This window comes from Neptuniibacter sp. UBA6509, assembly GCA_002435145.1.
In the GTDB taxonomy this organism is placed as follows: domain Bacteria; phylum Pseudomonadota; class Gammaproteobacteria; order Pseudomonadales; family Balneatricaceae; genus Neptuniibacter.
In genome coordinates, this window is sequence record DJLT01000034.1 from 89,112 (window position 1) to 98,215 (window position 9,104).

General features: G+C 43.1%; 8 protein-coding genes. 5 read left to right on the forward strand and 3 right to left on the reverse strand.

Annotated elements, in window-relative coordinates:
* Window positions 1-239: 239 nt before the first annotated feature.
* Genes B4K11_RS04625 through B4K11_RS04635 form a run of 3 tightly spaced genes read left to right on the forward strand, consistent with a single transcriptional unit; the run spans window position 240 to window position 5,072 of the window.
* On the forward strand, window positions 240-2,879 hold the full coding sequence (locus B4K11_RS04625; protein WP_292949708.1) for an efflux RND transporter permease subunit: 2,640 nt from the start codon (window positions 240-242) through the stop codon (window positions 2,877-2,879).
* The gene (locus tag B4K11_RS04630; protein WP_292949710.1) at window positions 2,872-3,711 is read left to right on the forward strand and encodes an outer membrane lipoprotein-sorting protein; all 840 of its coding nucleotides are present in this window, start codon (window positions 2,872-2,874) and stop codon (window positions 3,709-3,711) included. Before B4K11_RS04625 ends, B4K11_RS04630 begins: the two co-directional genes overlap by 8 nt.
* Before the next feature lie 2 nt (window positions 3,712-3,713).
* Window positions 3,714-5,072, forward strand: coding sequence for a hypothetical protein (locus tag B4K11_RS04635; protein WP_292949711.1), 1,359 nt, complete (start codon window positions 3,714-3,716; stop codon window positions 5,070-5,072).
* A gap of 30 nt (window positions 5,073-5,102) precedes the next feature.
* Here the strand turns inward: B4K11_RS04635 and B4K11_RS04640 are convergent, their stop codons facing one another.
* Complete coding sequence (locus tag B4K11_RS04640; RefSeq protein ID WP_292949713.1) at window positions 5,103-6,383, reverse strand: GGDEF domain-containing protein; 1,281 nt, start codon at window positions 6,381-6,383, stop codon at window positions 5,103-5,105.
* Between the two features lie 166 nt (window positions 6,384-6,549).
* Window positions 6,550-6,978 (reverse strand): YgaP family membrane protein, encoded by a 429-nt coding sequence (locus B4K11_RS04645; RefSeq protein WP_292949715.1) that lies wholly within the window; start codon window positions 6,976-6,978, stop codon window positions 6,550-6,552.
* 168 nt (window positions 6,979-7,146) lie between these two features.
* Between B4K11_RS04645 and B4K11_RS04650 the strand changes: the two genes are divergently transcribed.
* Window positions 7,147-8,076, forward strand: a complete 930-nt coding sequence (locus tag B4K11_RS04650) for a universal stress protein (protein WP_292949717.1) — start codon at window positions 7,147-7,149, stop codon at window positions 8,074-8,076.
* A gap of 28 nt (window positions 8,077-8,104) precedes the next feature.
* Window positions 8,105-8,368 carry a hypothetical protein gene (locus tag B4K11_RS04655; protein ID WP_292949719.1) on the forward strand — a complete coding sequence of 88 codons (264 nt, stop codon included), beginning with the start codon at window positions 8,105-8,107 and terminating at the stop codon, window positions 8,366-8,368.
* A 30-nt stretch (window positions 8,369-8,398) separates the two neighbouring features.
* Here B4K11_RS04655 and B4K11_RS04660 read toward each other — a convergent pair whose 3' ends face one another.
* Window positions 8,399-9,079, reverse strand: coding sequence for a LysE family translocator (locus B4K11_RS04660; RefSeq protein WP_292949720.1), 681 nt, complete (start codon window positions 9,077-9,079; stop codon window positions 8,399-8,401).
* Window positions 9,080-9,104: the final 25 nt, after the last annotated feature.

A 9,104-nucleotide genomic window follows, 5' to 3' on the forward strand; every position in this document is an offset into this window, starting at 1 on the left:
CTACCCATGCCAGACATCCATCTGTCTGATTAAACTCCATTGTTAACCGAGCCTATATGTTGGTGCAAGCTTTCAGTTGTTTGCTTAATCATCTATCGCCATATGCTATTGCTTCTTATCGTTTGCCTTTAGAAGGTCTCAGTAAATCGCTTACGATATGTACATAAGCTGTTGCAATATTAGTATTGTCCAATGTATATTAAGTCTTTCTAATATATACAGTGCTTTTGGGTGGCTTTATGGGGTTTAAAGGGTGGTTGGTTGCTTTGTCGATGCAGAAGCCTAAACAGGTTTTTCTAGCTATTTTTGCATTGGTGGTATTTGCAGGATTACAGATCCCGAGTATTAAGGTAGATACAGACCCTGAGAATATGCTGCCCCATGATCAAGTGGATCGTGTGTTTCATGATGAGGTTAAAAAGCGCTTTTCACTGCATGACATGATCGTTGTTGGGGTGGTGAATACAGAGCATGAGCAGGGAGTATATAACCCGCAAACGTTGCAGGATTTGAATAAACTTTCTCTTGCGGTTCAGACGATGGATGGCGTTATTCGTCAGGATCTGATGGCGTTAAATACCGTTGATAATATCAGCCAATCAACAGATCAGCCCGGTACGATCCGTTTTGAGTGGATGATGAAGTCTGCGCCTAAAACTCAGGCGGAAGCAGATCAGATTAAAGCCTCTGTAGAAAACTTACCCCTATTGAAAAATACCTTAGTCTCTGGCGATGGAAAAGCTGCCGGGGTTTATATCCCAATCGAAAATAAGTCTGAAAGTTACCGCCTTTCTAAAGAGATTCAACTTGTCATTGATGAGTTAAATGCTGCGTCGCCTACATCGGGAAATAGTTTTCATATGGCGGGTTTACCTGTGGCTGAAGATACCTTTGGCGTTGAGATGTTCATTCAGATGGCGATATCGGCGCCACTTGCTGGATTAATGATTTTTGTGCTGATGTGGGTGTTTTTCCGTTCTATGCTGTTGATAACTGCACCTATGCTGGTGGCGATGGCTGCGGTTATTATTACTATGGGGCTCCTTATTGGCCAAGGTTATACCGTTCATATTATGAGCTCGATGATCCCCATATTTCTAATGCCGATTGCGGTGGTGGATTCGGTGCATATTTTGTCGGAATTCTCGGACCGTTATAAGCCGGGCGATAAGCCGCAATCCGCTTTACGCTCCGTGGTTGGGCACCTATTTACACCGATGCTCTATACCTCGATCACTTCTGCTGTTGGCTTTGCATCTTTGGCGTTGACACCGATTCCTCCGGTACAGATTTTTGGTTTGCATGTGGCCTTTGGCATTCTATTAGCTTTCGCATTAACAGTTACTCTAGTGCCTGCCTATATTGTGAGTTTATCGCCTAAGCGTTTGGCCGCGTTAAAAGACCATTCACTCACTGATAAATCTGAGGAACAGAGTAAGTTAGGCCGTTTTCTTAGCCTTGCAGGGCGGTTCTCTATTGCGAAATCTAAAGGGATTATTTTATTGTTCGTTGCGGTGGGTACGGTGTCTATTTATGGATTAACCACGATCCAAATTAACGATAACCCTGTTCGTTGGTTTAAAGAGGATCACCGCCTACGCATTGCCGATAAAGTGATGAACTCACATTTTTCCGGAACCTACGATGCTTTTTTAGTGCTAGAACGTACGGGGTTGGCTACACAGAAGACTGAATTTTTAGGTCAATTAGAGTCTTTAGCAATTGATCAACCGATTGCCGAAAAGCTGAAATCAATACTTATTGAATACAGAGAAAGTAGTAATAAATCTTGGTTGGAAAAGCTCGCATTTGATTTAGATGATCTAGCCTACGAGGATGCAGCAAATGAGTCATTATGGTTAGAGCTTTTAAGTGTTGTGGAAAAGGCTCAATCTCAGAGTAAGTTCTTCCTATCGCCTGACGCCCTCAATTACCTTGAGGGTTTGCAGACTCATTTAAATAGTTCCGAGTTAGTGGGCAAAAGTAACTCATTGGTTACTCTGTTAAAGACTGTTTATCGCGAGCTTCAGGGAGGCGATTCATCTCAGTACTTGTTACCTAAGAATAGCGCTGCTGCAGCGCAGACTATTTTAAGCTTCCAATCTTCACATCGCCCTGATGATCTATGGCATATGGTGACGCCAGACTATAACGCTACGGTTTTATGGTTGCAGTTGAAAAGCGGCGATAACCAGAAGATGAGTCGTGTTATTGAGTTGGTGGATGATTATGTTGAACTACATCCGTTGCCGATCAATGTAGAGATGAATTGGGCCGGTCTTACATACATTAATGTGGTGTGGCAGGAGCAGATGGTCAGTGGCATGTTGAACAGTTTGACCAGTGCTTTTTTTATGGTGCTGGTGATGATGCTGCTGCTGTTTCGATCGGTGAAAATTGGTTTACTAGCCATGCTTCCGTTAACGGTAACTATCTTATTTATCTACGCAGTGATTGGCTTTGTGGGTAAGGATTACGATATGCCGATTGCCGTTCTATCTGCTTTAACTCTGGGGCTTTCTGTAGATTTTGCTATTCACTTCTTAGAGCGTTGCCGCGCTATTTATCGTGAAACTGGCGATTGGCCTGCCACTGTGGATGAAGTTTACAAAGGGCCTGCTCGGGCGATTAGCCGTAATGCTGTTGTGATTGCTGTGGGGTTTACGCCTCTGTTATTTGCGCCACTCGTCCCTTATATCACAGTGGGCTTTTTCTTGGCGGTGATTATGGCGGTCTCTGCTGTTGTTACAGTGGTTTTGTTACCCGCAGTGATTCATCAGATAAAGGATAAAGATCGTTTGTTTTCCGTTTCAGGCCCAGAACCAGCCCTAGAACTAGAATTAGACCCAGAACAGAATCAGGAGAAAGAGAATGCTTAAGCAGATCTCCAAAAAAGCTATTTTTACTTTGGTTACAGTCGCTACACTCAGTGGCGTATTAAATGCGGCGGATTTAACGGATGCAGATGAGATTGTGTCGAAAGCAAATTTGACCTCCTATTATGCCGCCAATGACGGTCGTTCTGAAGCACGTATGTTAATTAAGGATTCCCAAGGACGAGAGCAGAAACGCCAGTTCACTATTTTACGTCGTGATCGAACGGATCGAGAGGACAGTTCTGATACTAAGAGCGATGGCGGTGAACAGGACTTTTTAGTGGTTTTTAGTCGTCCAAGTGATGTGCGTAATACCGTGTTTCTTGTAGCTAAAAATCCCGCTAGTGACGATGATCGTTGGCTTTACCTTCCTGGACTAGATCTTGTGAAGCGTATTTCTGCAGGTGATAAGCGGACGAGCTTTGTGGGATCTCATTACTTCTATGAGGATGTCTCAGGCAGAGCGCTTGCAGAGGATACTCATCGATTAATAGAAACTGATGAACAGTTTTATCTGATTGAAAACCTACCGATTGATCCGCAAAGTGTGGAATTTAGCCGTTATACCGCTTGGATTAATAAGCAGACTTTTTTGCCAGAAAAGATTGAGTACTTTGATGAAGTCGATGAGCTCTATCGTCGAGTAGAGGTATTAGCGAGTAAACAGATTCAAGGGTATGAAACGGTAACTAAGTCACGTATTACGGATCTGAGAAGTGGAGGGTCGACAACCTTAGAGTTTCGTTTTCAGGCTTATAACTTAGGGATGGAACCGGCTGTCTTTACCGAGCGTTCGCTGCGTAAACCACCACGTGAATGGTTACGGAGAAACTAATAATGGGCTTTAATAAACGCTCGTTATGGTCACCTGTATTATGTAGCGTTGTTCTTTTAATGAGCAGTGCCAATAGCTACAGTGCGTCTACATCAGATGATGAGGGTAGCTGGGGTGATGATGCATGGGGAGATGAGACCGAGGCTACCGAAGGCTTGCAGCTTCATGGTTTTATTGAGGGTGCTGTAGGGGCAAGATTCAACAGTGATGATCTGCTACCTGACGATGATTTCACATTAGCAGAACTTCGTGGGCGTATTGAGGCTGAGCGTTTTTATAGCAATAGTTACGTTGATGATCTTCGATTAAGTGGTAAGTTAGATCTATATGCGGATGGAGTTGATCATGGTCTGCAGGTAGATCTGCGTGAGGCTGTTGCTGACTTTTCTCTGAATAGTCAGGTTGATATTAAAGCAGGTCATCAAGTACTCACTTGGGGTACAGGTGATCTTGTTTTTCTAAACGACCTCTTCGCTAAAGATTGGGTGTCTTTTTTCGCTGGGCGGGATGATGAATACCTAAAAGCGCCATCGACTAGCCTTAAGGCCTCTGTCTATGGAGAGAGTGCCAATTTGGATCTAGTCTGGACGCCGATATTTGCGCATGATCGTTTTATTTCAGGAGAGCGATTCTCATATTTCTCACCCTTAGCTGCTAGTCAGCAGGCCGCACCGAATGGAAAAGTGAGTCCCGAAGAACCTAGCAAAACTTTAAGTAACGGTGAGTTCGCTGCCCGACTTCATGGAACTACTCAGATTTTGGGTGTAAGTAGTACCGAGTGGGCTTTATATGGCTATCGCGGCTTTTGGAAGCAGCCAAATGCTGTTAATAGCAATAATCGACCTTTCTATAGTCCACTCACCAGTCTTGGTGCAAGCCTGAGAACGAATGTAGCTAGTGGTATCGGACATGCGGAATTCTCTTGGTATAACGGTGAGGATGATCGAGGAGACGATCCCTTTTTACCGAATAACCAAGTGAGATTACTATTGGGCTATGAACAGGAGCTAGTTTCCAAATTAACCTTAGGGGTGCAGTATTATTCAGAACACCAGTTAGATTATGAGGCGCTAAGTGCTAGTGATGGTGGCTCAATTTATCGTGTAGATCAGCACCGTGAAATGTGGACGGTGCGTATGACCTATCGCGCAATGCAAGATAATCTAATTCTGAGTTGGTTTAGCTTTTATTCACCCACTGACCAAGACTATTATCACCGCCCATCGGTTAAATATCGCTTTAATGATGAATTGAATTTAACCATTGGGGGAAACATATTTGGTGGTGAGCAGCGGCATACTTTTTTTGGGCAGTTTGAAGATGCATCTAATATGTATGCTCGGCTGCGTTGGAATTACTGAGTCAGAATAATTCAGAGTAGGCGTGTAAAGCTAAGCATAATCTTTACGTTGGCCACGTCTTTTAGGTTTTTGCTCTGGCTTAAAGTGAACGGCTGTAGTGCAGTTACGTCCATTTTTCTTCGACGTATACAGTGCCTCATCCGCTTTTTTCATAACCCCATGTGGGTCTGCTATATCTGCTGTTTTTTCGCACACACCGATACTAATCTGTACGCTGACAGTTTCTCCATCATCAGGCTTACTGCGCATCTGTTGCCCTTTTTCATTACTATCAGGCCGGTTTTGATTCCGAATATGCATGGGGTAGTTGGCTATGGTTTCGCGTAGTTGTTCTATATAGGGCAGGGCTTCAGCTTCGCTTTTACCGGGAAAGACTAAAGTGAATTCCTCACCACCATAGCGATAAGCTTTACCGCCACCACTGACCTGATTGAGTTTAGCTGCGACCATTTTTAATACCTGATCGCCCACATCATGCCCATAGGTATCGTTGAATTTTTTGAAGTGATCAATATCGCACATCGCTAACGTATATTTCTTACCTAAAGTAGAGAACTTATCTTGAAGTGCGCGGCGGGCGGGGATGCAAGTAAGCTCGTCAATAAACGCCATACGATAAGAATTCTGTACAACTGAAATAGCTAGTGCAATGAGGCTGGCAGAAACAAAGAGTGCTGAAATAAGAGGGTGATTAAACCAACTTAGCATAATTAAAGCTGAGATAAATGAGGCGAGTAGGGCCGCATCTGTATAGGTTCTGCGTAGGGTAAAAGAGAGCAAAATAGGGATGATACAGATACTAAAGGTAATGGCCGCTGCCTCGCTTAGGTAATACTCATGCAATAGCATCTCAAGCATACTCATAGGCAGATCAGGTAAGTAGAGACCAAGAGAGCCGTTTGCCCACGTGAGATAAAGAACCAGATAGCTAGTAATTATGAAAAGAAGCCTACTGATACCTAGAGGCGTAAAGAGCCCTCGCTCTTTATAGAAAGCAATGAGACCCATATGTACCGGTAATAGAACGGAGATAGAGCTGAACAGTACAAAGGCATCAGGTTGATTAAGGCTTGTTTGGAGACCGTTTTGAATTAACCAGTAGGCACCGCTTAAATTTAGGGCTGCAAAAAGGATACGGCTTCGGTTAAATCCATAGCCTAAGAGGGTAACAACAATGGCTAAAAGGTAGGGCGTTAAAGTGAGTATCTGCTGATACTCATTACTCAGCTGGGCTGTAATGGGTAATAGTAAGCCCGCACCACATAAGAGAATAAGTGAAGGTACAATTAAACCTGCAATTCTTAAAAACAAATTCGAGCCCAGGGTAGTTAAAAAACCCTACCATTGTAACGGCTGTGAATAAAAAAATATTGCCTTAACGCAATAAAAAAAGCCGGATTAAAGAATCCGGCATAAGGTTGTTTTGCTCTTTTGATTAATCAGCGGTAGAGGCCATGATTCAGTGTTAAGAGCCGAATTAACGACTAGTTTCGCTAAGAGGCTCTGTCTTTTTAAATCCAAGCATTGACGCAACCATCATGGCTGGACACCAGCCGGTAAAAGCTGATTGGGTTAGGCTTGCTCCTACAATCGCCGTGATAGCTAAAAGCATAGGGTTGAGGTTAAGTAAAATGACAGACCCAACACTGAGTAGAACAACACTCCCGGCGATAATATGTAAGCCTTGGTGAATACTCATTCCAGTGGTGTCACAACTTTCAGCTTTGAGTCCAATTTTTTGGAAAATGAACACCGCTGGGCACCAGCGGGTAAACCCGGATTGCAATAGATTAAAACCGACAAAAGCAGTTAAGTAATACCAGTTAGCGTTAATGTATGTACCTAGCGCTAGGCTTATAAGGATGACTATACCTGCCATTAGGCGTAAGGCTGCATTGATTGACATATCGGCTCCTGAATAAAGGTAGTGATGAGGTAGATATTATATATAAGTAATATCTAATATAAAAGATATTTTTATATTTCATTCGTCTCTAATTGGCGTTCCTTAAAGATAGCGTCCAAAATTAATGTGGATGTCGAACTTTCTCGTGGGAAAAGCCGAGGGGATAAAATGGATAAGATTCTGGTTAATATTGATTTTAAATCAGAGACTGACAGCTTATTGAAGAAGGCTATTCATATCGCGCGTCAACATTCCGCTTCTGTTGAGTTATTTTGCTGTTGTTATAATCGATTTATAAAACATGGATACCTTTTTGATAAGCGAGAAGAGCAGACAGCTGAACATGCCTATGTTTGTCAGATGGAATCTAAACTAGAAGCGTTATGCTTCAAGCTGCAAAGTGAAGGTATTGAAGCCGGATACGATGCATGCTGGGATCGGCATGCAGCAGAAGGAATTGTCAGAAAAGTACTGCGCTATAATCCCGATCTGTTAATACACCCCATACAACCTCATAATCGTGTAGGACATTATCTGTTTGCCCCTGTGGATTGGCAAATTGCGCGTAAATGCCCCGTTCCTGTTCTGTTTTCTAAGTCACGCCCTTGGAAAGACCTTACCCGGTTAGTTGCTTGTATTGATCCCCTGCATCAGGGGGATCAAGAGGGGAAACTCGATAGAGAGATATTAAACCAAGTGAAGAGGTTTTCAGCCGATGGTTTTAGTGAACTTCGTGTACTCCACTGTTATCACACCTTGCCCCATGAAGCTATTTTCGATGAACAGTTAGTGACGGACTATGATGCGCTTCAAGTCAAAGTGGAGAAGCAGCATTTTACGCGCTGTAACACGTTACTGGCAGAGTTTGATATCAATACTGACTCCCATTTAGTTGATATTATAAAAGGTGAAACTGAGCTGACGATCAAAAACTATGCGGCTCATAATAATATTGATGTTATTGTTATGGGAGCTGTTGCAAGGAGTGTCTTTGATCGATTGCTGGTAGGCAGCACTATGGAATATGTTGTCGATCATGTTGATTGTGATGTATTAATTGTAAAATCGCCTGATTTTGAATGCCCAGTCTCCGACTGAAAGGACCTGTCATAGGGGAAGTTGTATCGTGCGTTATCTCATAGGGGTTGTACTGCCTGCTTTATTTCAGGTTTTGGTAGTGTTTATTATCGCTGAAACAAATCAAGGAAACGGTTCTTGGGCAGGTTTAGGAGCTTTTTTAATCGGTATGTTCGCTATCCCTGCTACCGCCTTTATCAATGCATTACATGTGTGGAAGAATCCCAATGTGAGTTTTATACAATTGATTGGGAAGTGCTTTACGCTTGCGATGATTGTGCCCGTGTTAGCTATTTTTACCCTGTTTTTATAACCCCTATCCCTGAGCTATAAATGGGTATTTCTATACTAAATAGCTCTCTTTTAGTTCATTAATAACTGGCAGAATTGATACGACTAACAGTAGAGCCATTGTCATATTGAATGCGCGCTGGTATCTCACTTCTTTTAAAAAGCGCTTAAGCCACGTACCACATACTAGCCAGATGCCTACACAGGGCAAACTCGCTATTAGAAAAGCACCGGCAATCAACAGAACCTGAAGTAACATGCCTGCATCTTGTGTTGTATAGGCGGCGACTGCACCTGTCGCCATCACCCACGCCTTAGGATTAACCCACTGAAACAACGCAGCCTGCAAAAAAGTTAAGGGCTTAGGGTTATCTTGGTGTTTATCTTTATTTGACGCATCGTTATTCGACGTGCCTTTATGCATTGTTTCTCTATCACTTGCCTCTAATGATTTAGGCGCTGATGTAGCGACAAGATAAGCTAGGTAGAATAGGTACAGTACCCCAAGGATCTTGATGATCTCGTGTACCATGGGGAATTTTTCGAAGACAACACCAAAGCCAATACCCACGCCCGCAACCATCAGTGGAAAACCAAGGCAGATACCCATTAAGTGAGGCAGGCTGCGTTGTAGGCCAAAATTAAGCCCAGAAGTCATAATCATGATGTTGTTTGGGCCGGGTGTAACGGTGGTCGATACTGCAAAGACAAATATCGCGATATAGAGTTCCATGTTTAACCCTTAAAGTGTATGACGA

Coding starts and splice junctions, on each gene's coding strand:
- B4K11_RS04625 (WP_292949708.1), top strand. CDS start 240: ATGGGGTTTAAAGGGTGGTTGGTTGCTTTGTCGATGCAGAAGCCTAAA.
- B4K11_RS04630 (WP_292949710.1), top strand. CDS start 2,872: ATGCTTAAGCAGATCTCCAAAAAAGCTATTTTTACTTTGGTTACAGTC.
- B4K11_RS04635 (WP_292949711.1), top strand. CDS start 3,714: ATGGGCTTTAATAAACGCTCGTTATGGTCACCTGTATTATGTAGCGTT.
- B4K11_RS04645 (WP_292949715.1), bottom strand. CDS start 6,978: ATGTCAATCAATGCAGCCTTACGCCTAATGGCAGGTATAGTCATCCTT.
- B4K11_RS04650 (WP_292949717.1), top strand. CDS start 7,147: ATGGATAAGATTCTGGTTAATATTGATTTTAAATCAGAGACTGACAGC.
- B4K11_RS04660 (WP_292949720.1), bottom strand. CDS start 9,079: ATGGAACTCTATATCGCGATATTTGTCTTTGCAGTATCGACCACCGTT.